Here is a 19,229-nt window from a genome sequence, read left to right on the forward strand (position 1 = left end):
GCGCGCCCTCCCGGCGGTCCGGCCGGCATCCGACGACCGGGCCGTCGGGGCCCCGGCGCGCTGCCCCGCCCCGACCGGCCGCAAGCAGCCGACCGGCCGCAACCACCAGAAAGGGGGCCGGCCCATGACCCCGCCGGCATCCGGCACCGCCGAGCGGTCCACACTCCGCGCGGTGGGCCCGCACCTCGTCATCGCCCCGCCCGACGCGGAGGCGGCCGGACTGGCGGCGGCCCTGGATCCGGTACGGGCCGAGCCCGGCACCCTGCTGCTGCTCGCCGCGGCGGCCGACGCCGCACCCGTCCTGCTCGGATCCCTGGACGAACTGGCCCGGACGGCCGCCGCCCGCGGCGCCGACACCCTGGTGCTGGCCGCCTCCGGACTGGCCGCGACCGGGCCGGACGGCCGCCGCCCCGCCGAACAGCTCGCCCGGCGGACGGGGCTGACGGTCGTCGCGCCGGACGCGGTGGTCTCCGTCGAGGAGGACGGCACCCTCGTGGCGCCGGGCGGCTGCTGGTGGCGGTGCCGGCCCGGAGGCGGGCCGGCCGAGGCACTCGGCGAACGCTGGCCGGCCGCCGCGACGATCACTCCGCTGCCCGGCGGTGGCTTCTGGGTGACCGCCGCCGCCCCGGACACCCGCCCGGCCGTACTCGACCGGGCTGCCGCCCCGGGCGCCACCCTCCTGCTCGTGGCCGGCGAGCCCGATGGGCGACTGCCCACCGCCGTCCAACTGGCGAACGCCACCGCCCTCCTGCTCGACACCGTCGGTGCGGACCGGCCTCTGCTCAGCCTCCCCTGGGCAGCGCCGGTCGACCTGATCGAACTCGCCGCGGTGCTGGCCTCCTCGCTCGGCCGCGAGGTGCGGGCGGCCGTCGGCCTCCCGATCGCCGACGCCACCGGCCACCGGACCGTGCACCTGGCCGCCGACGGCACGCCGGGCTGGGAGCCGTACCTCACCGAACTGTCCGCCTGCCCGGTCGGCCGGACGGTGACCGCCGTCGGCCGGCGCACCCGGCCCGGCGCCCCCCAGGACGACGGCCCGGTGCGCTATCCGGCCTTCCCCGGCTGGGAGCTGGAGCCCGTCGCGGCCGGCCTCTGGCTGCACCCGGAGGGGACGGTGGACCGCGGCCCCCGGCTGCGCCGTCCCGACCCCCGGCAGCCCGTCCTGCTCATCGGCGACGCCGGCCGGCCGGTGACCGAGGACGCCTGGGCGCACCTCGGCGGCGTGCTCGCCGGGCTTCCCCCGCTCGGTGCGGCATTCGCCGTGGCACCGGCCGGTACGGCGTTCGGTGCGGCTCCGTTCGGGGCGGTGCCGCCGGGCCCGGCACCCGTCGAGCCGGCCCGGCTCGCCCTCGCGGTGGCGGGCATGCCGGACGTCGCCTCGGACGCGGTCGGGCGGTTCTGCGCGCGGATCCACGGACTCGACTGGCTTGGCCCGGAGGGCGCGGTCGGACCGGTGGCGCCGGTGCCCGTCCCCGTCCCCGGGCCCGCTGTCCCCGCTGCGCCCGCCGGGCCTTTGACGCCGGCCGCGCCGCCGTTCGTGGCGGGGCCGGTGACCGGGCGGGTGTCCGAGCCGCCGGCCGGGGCCGAGGACGCGACCGCCGTCCTGCCGCTCCGGCCGGAGCCGGTTCAGCTGCCCGCCGCGCCTGGTGCGCCCGCCGTCCCGCCCGGGCCGGTCGCCGTGGCCACGACGTCCGGAGCCGCTACGACGACCCTTGCCGCGACGTCCGGAGCGGCTACGACGACCCTTGCCGCGACGTCCGGAGCGGCTACGACGACCGCTGCCACGACATCGGGAGCTGCAACGACGACCGCCGCCGCGCCGACGGCCGCGGGACCGTCGGAGCCGGGCACCGACGGCCCCACCGCGGGTGCCGAGCCGGTGCCGGGGGCCGCTCACGAGACCCTCCCCGAGCCCGAACCGACCCCCGACCCGCAGCCCGCCCCCGAGCCCTACCCGCAGCCCGCCCCCGAGCCCTACCCGCAGCCCGCCCCCGACCCGCAGTCGGCGGCAGAGGCCGCCGGGGCACCCGAGCCCGGCGCGACGGTGGCGGCCGCGCTCCGCCCCGAGCCCCCCACGCCCCTGCACGCCCCGCCCCTGCCCGACGAGACCGGGCCCGCGACCCCGGCCGAGGACCGGGCGGCGCTGGTCGCCGCTCTCGGGCCCGCCTACCAGCGCTGGGCCAGCCGCGCCGACGACGCGACGACCAGGCTGCCCGGGCTGCGCTCGGTCACGGACGACGACGACTCCCGGCCCGAGCTGGTCGCCGTCCTGCTGCACCACACCGACGCGGGCGTGCCGGCCGGCCGGGCGGAACTCACTGCGGCGGCGCGGGCGGGGGTGCCGGGCCCGCCCGCCGCGTACCTGCGCTGCCTGGCCGCCGGCCTGCGCCGGCTGCCCAGCCACTACGGCGGCGTGCTGGCCGCCGCACCGGCCGGCCGCACCGACCTGGCCGCCTACGTCCCCGGCACCGTCCTCACCGAGCCGGCCCCGGTCAGCGGGATCGCCGCCGCGGGTGCCGATCTCGGCGCGGACGTCGGGACCGAGTTCGCCGTCTGGTCCGTCGGCGGACGCCGTACCTCGGCCTTCGGCGAGCCGGGCGAGCAGCCGACCGTGGTGTTCGCACCGGGGAGCAGCTTCGAGGTGGTGGCCGTCGAGCCGCCGGACGCCGACGCGGGGCGCCCCGCGCGGGTGCTGCTCCACGAGGTCGGTGCCATCCGCCCTGCCCCGGAGCGCCTGCGCACCTGGCTCGGCCGGCGGGACGCCGTCGCGCCCGCCGACCGGATCCGCCCGGCCGCCCCCGACCGCTTCCGCATCGACCTGGGCGGCGTCGGCGGGCCGGCCGGTGAACCTCCGGCCACCGGCGGGCCGTCGGAGGAAGGGAGGACCGGCGAGTCGTGAGGAGTGCAGGGATGTCCGAGACGGTGCGGGCGGGCTTCGAGCTCGCGGCGGTGTTCGACCACGTGGATCCGGTGACGGGCCCGGGCTTCGAGCCGGGGCACCCCCGGCTCGCGGCGGGTGCCGAGCGTGAGGCCGTCGCCCGCTACCTGAGCGCGGGGACGCCCGTGCTGCTGACCCCGATGCTGATGGACGACGTGGTGGACCAGGAGCGCCGGGGCGTGGTGCCGATGGGCTACCGCACCGACGGGCAGTGGATCTGGACCGACACGGTGACGTACTACCTCGACGAGTACGGTCTGGCGCCCGAACCGGGCCTTCTGCGGCACGTCCTGTCCCGGGTCGACGAGCCGCCGGCCATTCCGGTGCCGGAGGTGCTGGAGCGGGCGGTGGCGTTCCTGCTGACCCCGCCGGAGCCGGCGGACGCCGCCGTGTGGACCGTCGGGCAGCAGGGCTGAACCTCCACGGCCACGCCGCCCGTACCTCCCCACAGGAGTGTTGTCGAGCCGAGCGCAGGGGATGACGGTGGGCGAGCAGAATCGCGGTGCAGGGGAGCGGGCGACGCCCGGGTTTCAGCTCCCCGCGGTGAACTGGGCCGTGGCGGCCGAGGAGGAGACCCCCGCGCCGGACGGGGATAAGCCGGCCGCCGCCCCGTCCGGCCCGGGCACCACCAGTCGCACCAGCAGGACCGCCGCCACCGGCACCACCGCCGCCGGAGCAGGCAACAGCACCACGCTCGGTGCCACCGCGCCCGTACCCCCGGCGCCCGGCGCGGGCGCCTCCGGGGCCGCCTCCGTGGCCGCGCCGCCCCCCGGCGGCGCCGCCGCGGCGATCGCCGCCCCCGCCCCCGCCGACCCCGATACGGCGGGGGAGGCCGAAGCGGCCGGCCCGAAGCCGGGCCGGGTCTCCCGGCCGATGATCGCGGCCGCCGTCGCCGTGGGGCTGGTGCTGGTCGGCGGGTCGGTGGTGGCCACCCGGCTCGGCGGGTCCGAGCCGAACCACGGGCCGGCCCGGGCGGACGCCCCGCCCGGCTACGGCCCGGAGAACGGCGACGGCGGCAGCGGCTTCGTCCCCGGGTTCGACCAGCACGGTGCCGTCACGGGCGCCTCGGTCCCGCCCGACGCCACCCCCGGCACGCCCGCGCCCGCCGGGGAGACCGGCTCGCCCGCGCCCGACCCGGCCGCCGGCCAGCCGGCGCCCGCTACCGGCCCCGCCGCGCCCACCGGCGGTACCCCGGCCCCCGGCAAGGCCTCGCCCCGCTCCGGCGGGGCCCCGACCGCCGCCGGCACCGCGGCGCCGCCCCCCGCCGCCGGCGGCGCGGGTGGCGGGGGCGGGGGCAGTGCCTCCGGAGGCGCCGCTTCGGGCGGCAGCGCGGGCGGCGCCCCGCAGCCGCCGCCCGCCCAGGGGGCGGCCCCGCCCGCCGCGCAGCAGCCGGTCCCGCCGCCCGCCGCCTCCAAGGCCCCCGCTCCCGCCCCCCTGGTCGCGGTGGCCGGCCCGTACTGCAGCGCCAGCGGCACCACCTACACCCCGATCGGCTGGTGGGACCAGGGCGACATCGGCTGGAAGAAGTACTCCGGCGGATGGAGCAGCGACGGCTGCAACGGCACGTACGTCTCGGTGCCGATGTCCGGTGACGCCAACAAGGACGACAGCAACTCCGTGGTGTGGACGTTCAACCTCGGCAACGTCAAGAGCTGCACCCTGTCCGTCTACATCCCGGCTGACAGCGACCTGAAGAAGGTCGGCGGCAAGGCGACGCTCTACACCGTGAAGAGCGGCAGTACGTCCGGCTCCTTCGTCATCAACCAGACCGCCAACCGCGGCCGTTGGGTGGACCAGACGGCGTACGCCTACCAGGGCTCGCTCACCGTCACGCTGCACACCCGCGGCGAGGACTTCGTCGGCCCCACCAAGAACAACGCCCACCACGCGGCCTCCGCGGTCAAGGCCACCTGCACCTCCTGAGCCGGCGCCGGCCACCCGGTCTGCCGCACCCACCCATCCCGGTGCCCCGCTTCGGCGGACCCAGCCGGTGAACCCACCCCGACGAAGGGAACCCCTGGCATGTCGCGCCCGGTGCTGACGGTCTGCGCGGAGCAGCGGGAGGCCGGCTCCTACCGCACGATCGGTGAAGCCCTCCAGGTCGCCCGAAGCGGGGCGGTGATCTCGGTGCGCCCCGGCCGCTACGACGAGAACCTGGTGGTCACCAAGATGGTGACCATCGCGGCCGAGGACGTCCGGGGGAGTGTGCGGATCAGCCCGCGGCGCGGCTCGGTGGTCCAGGTCCTCGCCGAGGCGGTCCAGCTGACCGGACTGGTGATCCAGGGGCAGGACGACGACCTGCCCGCCGTGGACGTGCCACAGGGCCAGCTCGCCCTCCAGGACTGCGAGGTGATCGGCAACTCCTGGACGGCCGTGCTGACCCGCCGGCAGGGTTCGCTGGCGATGCGCGGCTGCCGGGTGACCAACCCGGCCGGCGCCGGCCTGGTGGAGACCTCCGACGGCACCAGCGTCGTCGAGGACAGCGTGATCGAGCACCTGGGCACCTCCGCCCTGGTGATCGGCGAGCGGTCCAACCCCGTCGTGCGGCGCTGCGTGCTGCGCGACGCCCGCGGCAACGGCGTCTGCGCCAACGGCGAAGCCCGCGGAGTGATCGAGGACTGCGAGATCTCCGCCACCGACAAGCCCGCCGTGGCACTGGAGGAGCAGAGCACCACACGGCTGGTGCGGACGGAGGTCCGGGACAGCGCACAGGGCGTCTTCCTCGGCTCCACCGCCCGGGTGGTGCTGGAGGAGTGCACCGTCACCGCCGTGCGGGGTCACGGGTTCGTCCTCGCCAACGGTACCGACCCGCTGCTGCGCCGCTGCCGGGCGGTCCGCACCCAGGGCCACGGTCTGCACGTCGCCGGCCGCTCCCGGGGCACCTTCGAGGACTTCGAGGTCACCTCCGCCGCCCAGGCGGGCATCTTCGTCGGGGAGTCCTCCGGCCCCACCCTGGTCCGGGCCGTGGTGCGCGACGGCGAGGCGGACGGCGTGGAGCTGAGCGAGGAGAGCGCCGCCGAGTTCGACCGCCTGGAGGTGCGCGACGCGGCCGGCAACGGCGTCGTCGTCCGCGAGGGCGCCAACCCGCTGCTGCGCCGGATCATCGTCTCCGGCGCGTCCGGACACGGCGTCGAGGTGGTGCGGGACGGGCGCGGCCGGCTGGAGGAGGCGACCGTGCTCGACGCGGGCAAGTCCGGCGTCCGGATCGCCGACGGCGCCAACACCTACCTCGGCGGCGGCACCGTGCGTGGCAGCCGGGCGAGCGGGATCTCGGTCGGCGCCGACGGCATCGCCACCCTGCGCGAGGTCGAGACGGCCGACAACGAGTACGACGGCGTGAGCGTCGAGCGCGGCGGCGAGCTGACCGCGACCAGGTCACGGCTGCGGGCCAACCGCCGGCACGGCCTCCACCTGCTGCCCGGCTCCCGGGCCACCCTGACGGGGTGCCGGCTGACCGGCAACACGGTGGACGGCATCCGCTCGGAGACCACCGAGCCGGTCCGGCTCACCGACTGCGTGGTCGCCGAGAACCAGGGCGCCGGCCTGCGCCAGAGCGAGTCCAGCGAACGGCTGTCGGTCGAGAACCTGGACAGCCGCGACAACCGCACGGCGGACGCCCACGGCACCGCCACCGCCGCGGCGGGAGCGGCCGGTACGGCCGACACCCCCGAAGGCGAGGGCGCGGCCTCCGAGGGCGCGGCCCCGGCCGGGCCGGACGCCGGCCCGCAGGGCCCGCAGGCCGTCCTGCGGACGCTGGTCGGCCTGGAGGGCGTCAAGGAGCAGGTCGCCACCCTGGTCAACCTGAACAAGCTGGCCAAACGCCGCGAACAGGCCGGGCTGCCGGCCCTGCCGATGAGCCGGCACCTGGTCTTCGCCGGCCCGCCCGGCACCGGCAAGACCACCGTGGCCCGGCTCTACGGCGCCATCCTGGCGGAGCTCGGCGTGCTGCGCAGCGGCCACCTGGTCGAGGTGGCCCGGGCCGACCTGGTCGCCTCGATCATCGGCGGTACGGCACTCAAGACCACCGAGGTGGTGAAGGAGGCCCTCGGCGGGGTGCTCTTCATCGACGAGGCCTACACCCTGTCGGCGGGCTCCGGCGGGACGGGCCCCGACTTCGGCCGCGAGGCGATCGACACCCTGGTCAAACTGATGGAGGACCACCGCGACGACCTGGTGGTGATCGTGGCGGGCTACGAGGCCGAGATCCGCGCCTTCCTCGCCTCCAACCCGGGCCTCGCCTCCCGGTTCAGCCGGACCGTCGAGTTCGCGAACTACAGCGTCGACGAACTCACCACCATCGTCGAACGCGCGGCGGCCGGCCACGGCTACGAACTCGCCGACGGCACCCGCGAGGCCCTCGCCCAGAACTTCGAACGGATGCCCAGGGGCGCGGACTTCGGCAACGGCCGGGCGGCCCGCAAGGTGTTCGAGGAGATGGTCGACCGCCAGGCCTCCCGGCTCGCCGAGCTGGAGAGCATCAACAACGCCGACCTCGCCCTGCTCGTCCCGTCCGACGTCGACGAGCACGCCGCCGCCGCGGCCGCCCGCGCCACCGCGGGCACCCAGCAGCCCGAGGAGCCCGGCCTGCTCGACCGGCTGCGCGCGATGGTCGGGCTCGCTGCCGCGAAGGAACAGGTGGAGGACCTCGTCAACCTCACCCGGCAGACCCGGCGCCGGGTCGAGGCCGGGCTGCCGGCCGCCGTCATCAGCCACCACCTGGTCTTCTCCGGCCCGCCCGGCACCGGAAAGACCACGGTCGCCCGGCTCTACGGCGAGCTGCTCGCCGAACTCGGCGTGCTGCCGAGCGGCCAGCTGATCGAGACCGCCCGCGCCGACCTGGTCGGCCGCTACATCGGTCACACCGCGCAGTTGACCCGGGACGCCTTCGAACGCGCCCGCGGCGGCGTGCTCTTCATCGACGAGGCCTACACCCTGACGCCGCGCCACGGCGCCGGCGGGGACTTCGGCCAGGAGGCGGTGGACACCCTGATGAAGCTGATGGAGGACCACCGCGACGAGGTCGTCGTGATCGTGGCCGGCTACCAGGAGGAGATGCAGGGCTTCCTGGCCTCCAACCCCGGTCTGGCGTCGCGCTTCTCCCGCGAGATCACCTTCGACCACTACAGCGACGAGGAACTGCTCACCATCGTGCGGCTCCAGGCCGAGGCCGGCGGCTACCGCTGCACCCCGGAGACCCTGGCGGCGCTCGGTGTCCGGTTCGCGTCCGTCCCGCGCGACCGGAGCTTCGGGAACGGACGCTTCGCCCGGCAGGTCCTGGAGTCGATGATCACCCGCCAGGCCGGCCGACTGGCCCGGCTGGACATCGCCGACCTGGCCGAACTGAGCCTGCTGCTGCCGCAGGACATCCCGGCCGAGCGGATCGGCAGCTTCCTGTGAGGCCGGTGGCCGCAGTGCTGGCCGGGGCCCTGCTGCTTCCGGCCTGCGGCCTGCTGGCGGCGGGTACGGCACTGGCCGACACGCACGGACCGTCGGCGGCACCGGGGTCACCCGGGGCGTCGGGTGCGCCGGCGGCGGGCGCACCGACAGCGGCGGGCGCACCGGCCGACGCGCTACCGGGCGTCAGCCAGCTGCGCCGCGACCCGTCCGGGCGCCCGGCCGGCTGCCTGCCGGCCTCGGCCAAGGGCACCCAGCTCACCCCCTGGCCGCAGACCTTCCTGCGGCCCGACCGGGTCTGGCCACTGAGCCAGGGCGACGGCGTCACCGTCGCGGTGCTCGGTTCCGGGGTGTCCGACGGGGCAGGCGCGCTCGCCGGGCGGATCGGCTACGCGGCCAAGCTGCCCGGGGCCGGCGACCCGGCCGCCGACTGCGTCGGGCACGGGACCTTCCTGACCGGCCTGATCGCCGCGGCCCGGCGCGACGGCACCGGATTCGCCGGCCTGGCCCCGCACGCCCGGATTCTCGCGGTGGGCGTCACCGACGACACCGGAGCCACCACCGCCGATCTCCTCGCCCAGGGGATCACGACCGCGGTCGAGCGGGGCGCGCGCGTCATCGACGTGGGCGTGACCGTCACGGCGGGCAGTGACGCGCTCGCGGCGGCGGTGCGGCAGGCCCGGAGCCGGGGCGCGCTGGTCCTCGCCCCGGTGGCCCCGGACGCGCCGCCCCCCAATCAGGGAGACGCGGCGAAGCCGCAACCGGTCTACCCGGCCGCCTATCCCGAGGTGCTGGCCGTCCGCGACCTCGGACCCGGCGGTGCGCTCCCGGAGGGCGACGGGGCAGTGGCCGGCGGCCGGGTGGATCTGGCGGCCCCCGGCGACGCGGTGATGAGCGTCGGCCCGAACCCGGGCGGCTACTACACGGGCACCGGGTCCAGCTACGCGACGGCGTTCGTGGCGGGCACCGCAGCCCTGGTGCTCGGCTACCGCCCCGGCCTGACCGCGGACCAGTTGGCACAGCGGCTGAAGGCGACCGCCTACCGGACGGCCGGCCCGGCACCCGACCCGCAGGTCGGCCACGGCACGGTCGACCCGGTCGCGGCCGTCACCGCCCTCCTCCCGCAGGAACAGCCGTCGCCTCCCACCGCCGCCGTCACCGCCGCTCCGGCCGCCGTGGCCATGCCGCCCGGCCGGCCGGACTCCGCCGCCCCCCACCAGGCGGTCGTCGTGGCGCTGGGCGCCATGGGTGTGATCGGCCTGGTCGCAGTGGGCGCGGTCGTCGGCCCGCGCGGCCGGGCCCGCGGCTGGCAGCCACCGAGGCCCGAGCAGGGAGCCGGGACGGGGTAAGGCGTGCGGAGCGGTCCTCTGAACGCGCGGGCTTGCGGGGCGTGCGTCGCGAGGAGCCGGCGGAGCGGGTGGGGCGGTGGGTCAGTGCCCGGCCACCGGCAGGCCCGCGGTGGTGGCCGCGGCGGCGTACGGCCTGGCAGCCGCCCACGGGACGGTCGCGGCCAGCGCGTCGCCGACCAGAGCGGCCAGTTCCAGCATCGCCGTCCCGGCCGACGCGGGCCTGCGGTCGGGGGGAACGACGACGCCCCGGCAGCGGGTGCCGAAGTGTGCGACCAGCTCGCGGGCCGGTACCGGGCGATCGGCCCCCGCCGCCGAGGGCGGGCACGGTGTGAGGACGACGGTGCCGCCGCGGACGAGTGCGCCGTGCCCCTGCGCCACCAGGCCCTCCAGCAGGGTGGACACGGCCGCCGCGTCGGCCGCCGAGGTGCTCGCGCAGATCACCAACTGGTCGGCGAGTTCGACGGCGGCCTGCCGGACGTCGTCCGCCGCGGCCGTGGCGTCACTGAGGACCAGTGGGTAGTGCGTGCCCAGCAGTCCCGCCGCGTGCCGGTAGCGGTCCGCGTCGAGGGCGGGGGCCCACGGGCCGGGACGCGTCGTCAGCACTTCGAGTCGGTCGGCGGGACGGGTGAGACCGTCCGGCCCGGGTACCGCCGCGAACACGTCGCCCACGGCCCACAGGCTCGCCGGCACGCCCTCCGGCGGACCGGCGGCACTCCGGCGGGGGCCCCGGTCCTCCAGGCCGAGGACGACCACCCGGTCCGAGCGGTGACGGGAGAGCAGGGCACCCAGCGTCACCGGGGCGCCGGTCCAACGGTCCTCGACCGGCCGGCCGAGTACGGCGATCCGGTGGCAGCCGAGCAGCGGGGTACGGATCCGGTCGACCAGAAGCCGTCGCGCCTCCGCGCCGCCCGCGAAGGGCAGCCGCAGCATGCGCGGCCGCTGCGGTGCCGGCGGCTGCGGTCCCGCCGCGGGCGCGAATCCGGCGAACGCGGTGGGTGGGGCCGGCGGCGACGCAGGTCCGGCCGGGGCCGGGACCGGGGCTGGTACGGGGCTCGCGGACGGGGCAGGGCCCGCCGCGGGCGGGTCCGCCGGAGCGGGCGGTTCCCCGGCGGCCGCGGCACGGGCGAACAACGACCGCTCGGCGGGCGGGATCAGCTGGGTTCCCAGCGTGTCGAGCGGCCGCCGGGCGACCACCGGCACGGGGACGGGCCAGTCGGCCGGCGTGTAGTCCGGATGGTCCTCCGGGCCGGGGCGTCGTACCTGGCCGGGGCTGTCGTCCGCGAACGTCATGCCGTGTCCCTCCCGGGGTGTCCGCCGTGTCGGCCCGTCCAGTCAGGAATACGGCTGTCCGCCCGTCCCGGTTCACCCGGCGGCACGGGCCGGACGCCCCCGCCGGACGCCCCCGTCGGTTGCTCCCGTCGGCCGCGCCCGGGGTGCCGGAGGCGGCGGTGAACCGCTTCAGACGGCGGGCCCGTTGAGCGGATCGGGCGCATGCGGCGCTCCCGTAGCGCTCGGAGGACCAGATGCGTACCACCACGACCCGCGCCGTCCGTACGGTCGGCCTGCTCATGGCCACCGGTCTGATCGGTCTCACCGGCGCCACCTCCGCGCACGCCGGGGACCTGGATCCGACGGAGCCGAAGCAGCCGAACATCCCCGCCGGGAAGAACTTCGTGCTGTGTTCGTACGGCAACTACGCCTCCTACGCGGTGTTCCCGAAGCGGGGCAACATGTCCACCGCGGTCGCCGAGTCAGGGCGCTGCGTCGGTGTGTCGCTGAGCGGCCGGGGTAGTGAGACGGTCGTGATCTACGGCCGCAAGGCCGACGGGAGCAAGTTCAAGATCGGCACCGACAGCTTCGACCTCCCCGACGGCGAGCGCATCAAGACCCTCAACACCCCCGACAACGACGACTGGACGACGTTCTAGGACGGCCCCGGCAGCAGGCCGGGCGGGCGGCAGGGCGGCGAGCGCCCGTCCGTCCGGCTGCTGCGAGGTTGCCGGCTGTGCGGCCGGCCGCCGGAAATCCGCTGCTGGATCCGGCGGCCAATCGATACCGTTTCCCCGGGGTGTACGGCCAGTGGCCGGCACCACCGAGGAGAGTCGGCATGCGTCCCGGTCCGGGACGGGGGAGGAAGAACGATGGCGGCGGACGGACGGAGACCGGGCGACCTCGTCGCGGCCCTGGTGGGCGAGCGGGTGGAGAGCCTGCCCGGGCCGCCCGCGTTGGCGGTACCCGAGGCGCCGGCGCACGAGGTGATCGCCGTCGCCCGGCGGATCGCCCTGCGCGCGCTGCCGGCGGGGCGGCCGCGTCTGGCTCCCTTGCCCGCGCTGCTGCGGCTCGCGACGGTGCTGGTCGTCGACGAGCACCCGTCCGCGGCGGCCTGGTCGGTGGCCGACCGGGAACGGCTCTCCGAGTGGGTGGCCGTGCTGATCGAGCACCGGGGTGAGGACGGGGTCCAGGAGCTGGTCGGCGCGCTCACCGGGGGCTGAGCGGGCGCGGGGCGCGCGTTGGCGGAATGTTGGTGCACTCTTGGCGGCCCCCGGCAGCCTGGTGTCCGGCCACCGGGGGGATTCCGGTCGGTCTCTGCCCTGCCCTTGCCCGACCCGAGAGGTAGCGCTTCCCCATGCCGCCCGTCACCCCGTCACAGCCGGCCACCCCGTCACAGCCGGTTACCCAGAAGCACCCGGTCACCCAGCCGGTTACCCAGAAGCACCCCGTCACCCACCCGGTCATCCCGTCACAGCCGGGCCCCCCTGCCCAGTCCGGCACCCTGCGGTCCGCCGTGGCGGCGGGAGCCTGCCGGCCCGCCGAGCCGTCGGCCGCTGCGGGCGCCAAGGCCGCCGCCGCAGCCCGGTCCGCCGCCAAGTCCGCCGCTGCCGCCGCGCGCAAGGCCCGTCCGACCCTCGACCCGGACACCCTCGCCGAGATCCACCGCCTGCACGGCGGCTACCTGCTGCGGGCGCTGCTGCGGGTGACCGGCGGCGATCGCGGCAAGGCCGAGGACATCCTGCAGGAGACCCTGCTGCGTGCCTGGCAGAACCCCGAGGCGCTGGCGGCCGGGCCCGAGCAGAGCCGGCCCTGGCTGTTCACCGTCGCCCGGCGGATCGCCATCGACCACTACCGGATGGCCGCCGCCCGCGCCCGCGAGGTGCTCGGCGAGGAGTCGACGGACCGCCCGGTCACCGAGGACCCGTACGACCAGGTGGTCGTCGCCCGGGACGTCGACTCGGCGCTCCGGCGGCTCCAGCAGCACCACCGCGACGTGCTGGTCGAGCTGCACCTGAACGACCGGTCGGTGGCGGACGCCGCCACCCGGCTCGGCGTGCCGCCGGGCACGGTCAAGTCCCGCAACTTCTATGCGATCCGCGCCCTGCGCCCGGTCCTGGCGGCGGAGCACGGGTACGGCCCGAAGGAGGCCCGGACCGCGCCTGCGGCCCCCGTCCGCCGCGGGGTGGGCGCCTGACGGCCGGGGCCGGAGCCAGCTGACCAAGCGTCAGATCCGCCGGTCGGTCCGCGCGTTCAGTGCCTCCTCGATGACGGTGGCCCGTTCGCTGGTCGCGCCGGCCAGGTGGCCGCAGGAGCGGAAGCGGCCGAGCGCCGAGCGCATCCGGCCGACGGCCTCCGGCTCGCGTCCGCGGGCCGCCAGGAAGGTGGCGTAGGACTGTTCGGCGAGGGCCTGCAGGTGCAGCATGCCCGCCTCCTCGCAGGTGGCCAGCAGGCGGTGCCAGGCCAGCTCGCCGGCCTCGTGTCGGCCGAGCGCCTGCAGTGCCTGCGCCTCCGTCAGCATCGACCAGAGCTGGATCGTGGAGGCCGGGAGGCCGGGCAGCAGGCCCCTGGCCTCACGGGCCTGGCGCAGCGCCCCCTCCCGGTCGCCGGCCAGCAGGCTGACCCCGGCCTGGTAGCCGAGCGCGTAGGAGAGGCGCCGGGCGTCGCCGCTCTCCTCGGCGAGCGCCAACGCCGTGGCGGCCAGCCGGGCGGCCTCGGCGGTGTCCCCCCGCAGGGCGGTGGCCAGCGCCAGGGTGGCGAGTGCCCGCAGGTGTGCGGCGCCGTCCGCGGGGGACGTGCCCGCCACGGCCGTGCGGGCGACCTCGGCCGCCTCCTGGCGGCGTTCCAGGCCGAGCAGGGCGTTGGCCACCGCCCCGCGCAGCAGGGCGATGCCGACCCGGTCGTCGCAGGCCTCGGCGGCCCGTTCGCCCGCACGGAGGCAGTCCAGCCAGTCGGTGAAGCGGCTGGAGCCGTAGTAGAGCGGGCAGGCGGCCGCCGCCAGCCGCCAGGCCCGCCCGGGGTCGGTGCCGGCGGTCGCGATGACCAGGGCGCGGATCGCCGGCTCCTCGGCCGCGAACCAGTCGAGCGCGCCGCGGGTGCCGGTCACCGGCGGCAGCGCGACCGGCGGGTGGACGCGCTCGCCGAGGCTGTCCTGCCCCGGTTCCACCTGCTCGCCGCAGTGCCAGGCGGCCTCCAGGTAGTAGTCCAGCAGCCGCTCGGTGCCGATCCGCCGGAACCCCTCCGCCTGTTCGGCGAGCAGCTGGACGCCGAACAGGCGGACCAGGTCGGGGCGGCCGTACCGTCCGGGCGCGGTCTCGGTGAGCACATGGTGCGCGACCAGCTCGCCCAGGGTGGCGCGGGCGGCGGCCGGGTCGGCGCCGAGCAGTGCCGCGCTCGCGAGGGCGTCCACATCCCGGCCCGGATGGGTCGCGAGGAGGGCGAACAACAGCGTTGCGTCGAGCGAGAGGTGACGGTACGTCTGCTCCAGCGCCTCGCCGACACCGGCCACCCCGTCGGCCTCCAGCGCGCCCAGGCGGGTGCGCTCGTCGGCGAGTTCGTCGGCCAGCTCGGCGATCGTCCAGTCCGGCCGGGCGGCCAGCCTGGCGACCGCGGTCCGCAGGGCCAGCGGCAGCCGGTCGCAGAGCCCGGCCAGCCGCGCGGCGGCCGCCGGCTCGGCCCGCACCCGCGCGGGCGTCAGGCCGTGCTCCAGCAGCAGCAGGGCGTCGGCCTCGGGCAGCGGGGCCAGGCGCAGCAGGGCGGCCCCCTCGGCGACCAGCAGGCCCTCCAGTGATCCCCGGCTGGTGACGACGGCCGCGCACCCCGCGCCGGGCAGCAGCTCGGCGACCTGCTCGGCGTCGAGGGCATTGTCCAGGACCACCAGCAGCCGCCGCCCGCGCGTCCGGTCGCGGTAGCGGGCGGTCCGCCCGGCCCCGTCCGCGGGGATCTCGGAGGCCGGCACGCCCAGCGCGAGCAGGAACCGGCCGAGCAGCTCCGCCGGGTCCGCCGGGCCGTCCGGGTCGAAGCCGCGCAGGTCGGCGAAGAGCAGGCCGTCCGGGAAGTCCCCGGCCGCCCGGTGCGCCCAGGCGAGGACGGTGGCGCTCTTGCCGACCCCGGCCGGGCCGACCACCAGTGCCGGCCCGTCGTCGCCGCGGTCCGGCCCGCACATCCGGTCCAGCCACTGCCGTTCGGTCTCCCGGCCGGCGAAGTCCACCGGCGGGCGCGGGAGTTGGCGCGGCACGGGGTGGGCGGCCGGCGGCGCGGGGTCGGCCGGACGGGCCCGGGGTGGCGAAGGCGGCGTGGCCCCGCCACCGGCCAGCACCTCGGCGAGGGCCGCCTGGAGGGCCGGGCCGGGCCGGATGCCGAGCTCGCCGTCGAGCCTCACGCGGGCGCGGTGGTACGCGGTGAGCGCGTCCGCCTGCCGCCCGCTCTGGTGCAGGCACCGGACCAGCAGCGCCACCACCTCCTCGCGCAGCCCGTCGGCCCGGACGCTCTGTTCCAGGACGGGCACGGCCGCCGCGCCGCTGCCCTGGCGCAGGCGCAGCCCGGCCCAGGCGATCAGGGCCCGGGTGTGGGTCTGGTCCAGCTGCTCCACCAGGGCGCGGCGCGGTGCGGTGTCGGGCAGGTCGGCCAGTGCGCCGCCGCGCCAGAGCCGCAGCGCCTGCTCCAGCAGCGCGATCGCCGCGTCGTCCGCGGCGCAGCCGCCGGAGTCGTCACAGCCGTCGCAGCCGTAGGAGTCCGCGCTGCCTTCGTGGCGGCCGGCGTGCCGGTCGGCCCGGCCGGTCAGCGCCTCGAACCGCAGCGCGTCCACCTCGTCGGCCGGCCCGGTGAGCAGATAGCCGGGTGCCCGGGTGTGCAGCACGAACGGCGTCCCGGCGAGTGCCTTGCGCAACGCGGCCACGTGCCCCTGGAGCGCCGCCCGGGCGCTGGCCGGCGGCCACTCGCCCCAGAGCAGTTCGCAGAAGGTGCCGACGGCGACCACCCGCCCCAGCCGCAGGGCCAGCAGCGCCAGGACAGCCCGCCGCTGCGCCCCCGGAAGAGCCGCGAAGTCGGTTTCCCCGGCGCGCAGTTCCACCGGGCCGAGGAGCCGAATCCGCACCCGTACCCCTCACCCTCAGACCACCCCGACCAGGCCCGGGACCGTCCCGGGTGGTGCAGTGTAGTGCCCGCAGGTGTCGGCCGCGCCACGGACGGCGACGGGCGGCGGGCGACCGACCGGCGGCGGACCCGGCGTGGGCCACCGGCCGGCCCGGGCCTATCCTTCGGACGGACCGGCCGGATCGGACGCCCTCGTCGTTGCCCGGGCCCGTCCGGCCGCCGCCGGTCGGACCGACCCGACCGACCGGATCATCAGTGAATCGAGCGGCTTCGGACGGCTCGGAGAAGCGCCGCCGGGCGGAATACCCGCCCGGCGCGGGAGGGGGAGCGGCCGCATGCGGATCGACCTGCTCGGACCGGTCGCCGTCCGGCGTGACGACGGGGCGCCGGTCACACCCTCGGCCCCCAAGCGCCGCGCCCTGCTCAGCGCGCTCGCCATCCGCTTCGACCAGCTCGTCGCCACCGACGAACTGATCGAACTGGTCTGGGACGCCACCGCGCCGCCCACCGCCCGCGCCGCCCTCCAGGGGCACATCGCCGCCCTGCGCCGCGTACTTGACGACGACTCACTCGCCCTCGGCACCCGCGGCACCGGCTACGTCCTCACCGGCGACCCCGACCGCGTCGACGCGCTGCGCTTCCAGCGGCTCTGCGACCGGGCCGGCCTGCACCTGCCCGGCCGCCCCGACCCCGCCGGACCGGGCCCCGCCGGCCCCGGCACGCGCCCGGACGAGGACCCGGCACTCCCGCTCCTGCGCGCCGCCGTCGACCTCTGGCACGGCGCCGCGCTCACCGACTGCGGCTCCACCCTGCTCCGGGAACGGACCGCCCCGCACCTGGACGACCTGCGGCTGCGCGCCCTCGACCGGCTCGCCGACGGCCTCTGCCGGGCGGGCCGGGGCGGCGAACTCGTCGCAGAACTCACCGAAGCCGCGGCGGCCCACCCCTCCCGGCAGGGGCTGGCCGCCCGGCTGATCACCTGCCTCGGCCAGGCCGGCCGCCACGACGAGGCCATCGCCCGGTACGACCGGACGGTGGCCGCACTGCCCGGCGCACCGGGCCCCGAGCTGCGCCTGGCCGGCGAGCGGCTCGGCCGGCGGGCGGACGCCGGCCCGCCGTCCGCGGCCCCCGCGCCCCGGCCCGGCCCCGCGGCGCCCGCGGGGCCGGCACCGGCCGCGCCGCCGCCCGCCGACCGGCGCTTCGTCGGCCGGACGGCCGAACTCGACCGGCTGGACGAGGCGGTCGCCACCGGTCCCGCCGGCCGCCCGATCCTGGTCACCGGGCCCGCCGGGGTCGGCAAGACCGGCCTGGTCCACTACTGGGCACACCGCTCCGCCGACCGCTTCCCCGACGGCCGGCTCCACGTCGACCTCCGCGGCTTCGCCAAGGACGGACCACGCGACCCCGCCGAGGTACTGGGCGTCCTGCTGGCCGCGCTCGGAGTCCCGGAGGGCGAGCTGCCCGACTCGCCCGACGACCGCGCCCGCCGCTACCGCGACCTGCTGACGGGCCGCCGGATGCTGCTCGTCCTGGACGACGCGCGCTCGTACGAGCAGCTCGCCCCGCTGCTGCCGGACCCGCCGCCCGACCCCGGCCTGCCGCTCGCCGCGGGAGCCGCACCCGCCGGGCCCGTCACGGTCGTCACCAGCCGCAGCCGGCTGCGCCACGTCCTGCTCCGGGAGGGCGGCATCCCGGTGCCGCTGGACGTGCTGACCCCCGCCGAGGCCGGCGACCTGCTCGCCCGGAGCCTGGGCGCGGCCCGGGTGGCCGCCGAGCCGCAGGCCGCCGTCGAACTCGCCGAACGGTGCGACCGCCTGCCGCTGGCCCTGCGCCTGGCGGCCGCCCGGCTGTCCGCCCGGCCCGGCTGGACCCTGGGCGACCTCGCCGCGGAACTCTCCGACGACGAGGCCGGGCACGCCGCGCTCGCCGGGACGGGCGGCCCGCTCGGCATCACCGCGGCCCTCGACCTGACGTACCGCACGCTGACGCCCGCCGCGGCCCGGCTGTTCACCCTGCTCGGCCTGCACCCCGGCCGGGTGATCGGGACCGGCACCGCAGCCGCGCTCGCCGACCTGCCACCCGCCGCCGCCCGGACGCTGCTGGCCCGGCTCGACGCGACCCACCTCCTGGAGGAGACGACACCCGGCCGCTACACCCGGCGCGAGCTGGTCCGCCGCTACGGCGCCCGGCTGGCCGCCGACCTCACCTGCGACGAGCGGCTCGCCGCCCTGGACCGGCTGATCGGCCACTACCTGGCGGAGACCGCGGCCGACGCACCCGGCCCGGCCGGTGCGGGGCGGGCCGAGGCCTGGTTCCGGCGGGAGGAGGGCGCCGTGCGCGCGGTGGTGCTCTGCGCCGAGGAGCACGGCCGCACCGTCGAGGCCTGGCAGCTCGCCCACCGGGCCGGGCGCCTCTACGAGCGCACCGACTTCGACCGCACCCACTGGCGGACCACCGTCGAGGCCGGCCTGCGGGCCGCCCGTGCCTGCGCCGACCCGGCCGCCGAGGCCCGGCTCTGCACCGACCTCGCCGTCCTGCTGGTCGACCGGCGGGTGTTCCGCGGCGCCGCCGAACACCTGGACCGGGCGGTCACCACGGCCGACCGGGCCGACGACCCGCTGCTGCGCCACCGCTGCCGGGCCCGGGTCGCCGACGCCCTGGTCCGGGCGGGCCGGTACGACCAGGCGCTGCCGCTGCTGACCGCGCTGGTGGCCGGTGCCCGGATGCCGGGCGCCGGCCACCTGCTGGCCCGGTCCCTCAGCGACCTCGCCGACGCCCTGGTGCTGGCGGGCGCGCCCGGCCCGGCCCTCGCCCACGCCGACGAGGCGCTGCAGGCCGCCACCGCCCGCCCCGGCGGCGTGGACGTCGTGCTGGCCACGCAGAGCCGGGCCCGGGCCCTGGACGCGCTCGGCCGCCCGGGCCTCGCCCTGGTCGCCGCCCAACTGGCCGTCGCGCTCGGGCGCACGGTCGGCGACGCGGCTCTCCAGCACCGCTCCCACGCCCTGCTCGCCGACCTCCTCCAGGCGGTCGGCCGCACCACCGAGGCCACGGTGGAACGGCGGCAGGCCGAGCTCCTCCTGACCGGAGACCGCTGACCGCCCGGCTTGGTCCGCCGCGGTCCGCAGGATGCTCCCCGAACTGCCGCCATGGGCAGAACTACCGGCAGATCCAGCGGGCGAAAATGC

11 protein-coding genes are annotated in these 19,229 nt (G+C 77.6%); 9 read left to right on the plus strand and 2 right to left on the minus strand.

The genetic code is table 11. The features are described from left to right. The first annotated feature begins 124 nt into the window (after nucleotides 1-124). The 5 genes from OG286_RS33805 (at nucleotide 125) to OG286_RS33825 (ending at nucleotide 9,681) form a co-directional block, all read left to right on the plus strand. Nucleotides 125-2,899 carry a hypothetical protein gene (locus OG286_RS33805; RefSeq protein WP_396321114.1) on the plus strand — a complete coding sequence of 925 codons (2,775 nt, stop codon included), beginning with the start codon at nucleotides 125-127 and terminating at the stop codon, nucleotides 2,897-2,899. Between the two features lie 11 nt (nucleotides 2,900-2,910). Continuing rightward, nucleotides 2,911-3,354: a hypothetical protein gene (locus tag OG286_RS33810; RefSeq protein ID WP_396321115.1), complete on the plus strand. Its 444-nt coding sequence runs from the start codon at nucleotides 2,911-2,913 to the stop codon at nucleotides 3,352-3,354. A gap of 127 nt (nucleotides 3,355-3,481) precedes the next feature. Beyond that, entirely contained in the window at nucleotides 3,482-4,861 is a 1,380-nt protein-coding gene (locus OG286_RS33815; protein ID WP_396321116.1) for a hypothetical protein, read from the plus strand. Between the two features lie 99 nt (nucleotides 4,862-4,960). Next, entirely contained in the window at nucleotides 4,961-8,335 is a 3,375-nt protein-coding gene (locus OG286_RS33820; RefSeq protein WP_396321117.1) for a right-handed parallel beta-helix repeat-containing protein, read from the plus strand. Nucleotides 8,336-8,340: 5 nt separating this feature from the next. Continuing rightward, entirely contained in the window at nucleotides 8,341-9,681 is a 1,341-nt protein-coding gene (locus tag OG286_RS33825; protein WP_396321118.1) for a S8 family serine peptidase, read from the plus strand. An 81-nt stretch (nucleotides 9,682-9,762) separates the two neighbouring features. Here OG286_RS33825 and OG286_RS33830 read toward each other — a convergent pair whose 3' ends face one another. After that, complete coding sequence (locus tag OG286_RS33830; protein ID WP_396321119.1) at nucleotides 9,763-10,971, minus strand: hypothetical protein; 1,209 nt, start codon at nucleotides 10,969-10,971, stop codon at nucleotides 9,763-9,765. A 233-nt stretch (nucleotides 10,972-11,204) separates the two neighbouring features. Between OG286_RS33830 and OG286_RS33835 the strand changes: the two genes are divergently transcribed. The 3 genes from OG286_RS33835 to OG286_RS33845 all read left to right on the plus strand — a co-directional run bounded on the left by OG286_RS33835 (nucleotide 11,205) and on the right by OG286_RS33845 (nucleotide 13,147). Further along, nucleotides 11,205-11,609, plus strand: a complete 405-nt coding sequence (locus tag OG286_RS33835) for a hypothetical protein (protein WP_396321120.1) — start codon at nucleotides 11,205-11,207, stop codon at nucleotides 11,607-11,609. 213 nt (nucleotides 11,610-11,822) lie between these two features. Continuing rightward, nucleotides 11,823-12,173, plus strand: coding sequence for a hypothetical protein (locus tag OG286_RS33840; RefSeq protein WP_396321121.1), 351 nt, complete (start codon nucleotides 11,823-11,825; stop codon nucleotides 12,171-12,173). Nucleotides 12,174-12,466: 293 nt separating this feature from the next. After that, on the plus strand, nucleotides 12,467-13,147 hold the full coding sequence (locus OG286_RS33845; protein WP_396321122.1) for a sigma-70 family RNA polymerase sigma factor: 681 nt from the start codon (nucleotides 12,467-12,469) through the stop codon (nucleotides 13,145-13,147). A 30-nt stretch (nucleotides 13,148-13,177) separates the two neighbouring features. On the opposite strand, the gene OG286_RS33850 is transcribed toward OG286_RS33845, so the two are convergent. Next, nucleotides 13,178-16,045, minus strand: coding sequence for a BTAD domain-containing putative transcriptional regulator (locus tag OG286_RS33850; RefSeq protein ID WP_405365982.1), 2,868 nt, complete (start codon nucleotides 16,043-16,045; stop codon nucleotides 13,178-13,180). Between the two features lie 334 nt (nucleotides 16,046-16,379). Between OG286_RS33850 and OG286_RS33855 the strand changes: the two genes are divergently transcribed. Then, nucleotides 16,380-19,139 (plus strand): BTAD domain-containing putative transcriptional regulator, encoded by a 2,760-nt coding sequence (locus OG286_RS33855; RefSeq protein ID WP_396321124.1) that lies wholly within the window; start codon nucleotides 16,380-16,382, stop codon nucleotides 19,137-19,139. The last annotated feature ends 90 nt before the right edge of the window (nucleotides 19,140-19,229 follow it).

Source organism: Kitasatospora sp. NBC_00039 (assembly GCF_045160625.1).
Taxonomy (GTDB): Bacteria; Actinomycetota; Actinomycetes; order Streptomycetales; family Streptomycetaceae; genus Kitasatospora.

What these genes read in the sequence shown, in the direction of transcription:
- OG286_RS33805 (WP_396321114.1), top strand. Translation starts at nt 125, where the DNA reads ATGACCCCGCCGGCATCCGGCACCGCCGAGCGGTCCACACTCCGCGCG.
- OG286_RS33810 (WP_396321115.1), top strand. Translation starts at nt 2,911, where the DNA reads ATGTCCGAGACGGTGCGGGCGGGCTTCGAGCTCGCGGCGGTGTTCGAC.
- OG286_RS33820 (WP_396321117.1), top strand. Translation starts at nt 4,961, where the DNA reads ATGTCGCGCCCGGTGCTGACGGTCTGCGCGGAGCAGCGGGAGGCCGGC.
- OG286_RS33830 (WP_396321119.1), bottom strand. Translation starts at nt 10,971, where the DNA reads ATGACGTTCGCGGACGACAGCCCCGGCCAGGTACGACGCCCCGGCCCG.
- OG286_RS33835 (WP_396321120.1), top strand. Translation starts at nt 11,205, where the DNA reads ATGCGTACCACCACGACCCGCGCCGTCCGTACGGTCGGCCTGCTCATG.
- OG286_RS33840 (WP_396321121.1), top strand. Translation starts at nt 11,823, where the DNA reads ATGGCGGCGGACGGACGGAGACCGGGCGACCTCGTCGCGGCCCTGGTG.
- OG286_RS33855 (WP_396321124.1), top strand. Translation starts at nt 16,380, where the DNA reads ATGCGGATCGACCTGCTCGGACCGGTCGCCGTCCGGCGTGACGACGGG.